We start from the raw sequence: 851 nt of genomic DNA, 5'->3' as shown, positions 1-851 counted from the left end.
TGCGAATCAACGAGACGATCAGCGTGATGAATACCGCTAGCCCGACAAATCCGGTTTCCGCTAACACGCCAAACCATGTACTGTGCACCGCGTGGTTGATGCCATCCCAATGTGGGCTGTAGAAGTAGTAGTTGAAGTAGAAGTTATCCAGTCCTACTCCGGTAAACGGGTGGTGGACTGCCATTTTGAAAGCCGCTTCCCATGCGTACAAACGACCCATCGCTGATGCGTCGATACCATCTTCTGCTGCGCCGCCGGATTCACGCCCCGAAATCCCAGCAAAAGCATATAAGGCTAAAGCCGCAACCGCCCCAAGAACCAAAACCAAGGTTTTGCTTTTGATGTGTTTAAAGGCGAAGTAAGCAAACACGGATAGCGAGCCCAATAAACCGCCACGGCTTTGTGTTTGTATCACTGCGAAAAACAGGATAAAGCAGGTGATAAGCGCGAAGAGTCGTAATAGGGTCGGCGAGCGTTTTTCCATCAATTGACTAACGGTAAAGGCGAGAGGAAACATCAACACGAGTGCCAAGTCGTTAGGGTCGCCCAGCACTGAGCCAATGGAACGCCCAATCGATACGCGAGTGCCTTCGACTAAATCAATGCCGTTCGCTGCGTTGTTAAGCGCGACTAACCCAATCAACATGCCGGCGACGATGATCGCTTTGGACATTTGAGCGAGCTGCTGCGGTTTGGTGATCAGCCAAGTGATCGCCAAGGTCATCACAATGATTTTCCAATACGTATTTTTAAATACCGTGATGGCAATATCTCGGCTAGAGGCGAACACAATCCCGATGATAACCAGACCCCAGAAAATGCACAGCCACTTGAGTGAAGGGTGCCAGAAT

1 protein-coding gene is annotated in these 851 nt (G+C 50.3%); it reads right to left on the bottom strand.

Annotated features, from left to right (window positions below; all coding sequences use genetic code 11):
* Positions 1–851 (bottom strand): O-antigen ligase family protein (locus R7190_RS26460; protein ID WP_318137750.1); only part of this gene is annotated, 851 nt, incomplete at both ends.

It is taken from the genome of Vibrio sp. 1078-1, assembly GCF_033340475.1.
This window is presented reverse-complemented; position numbering and strand designations above follow the sequence as displayed.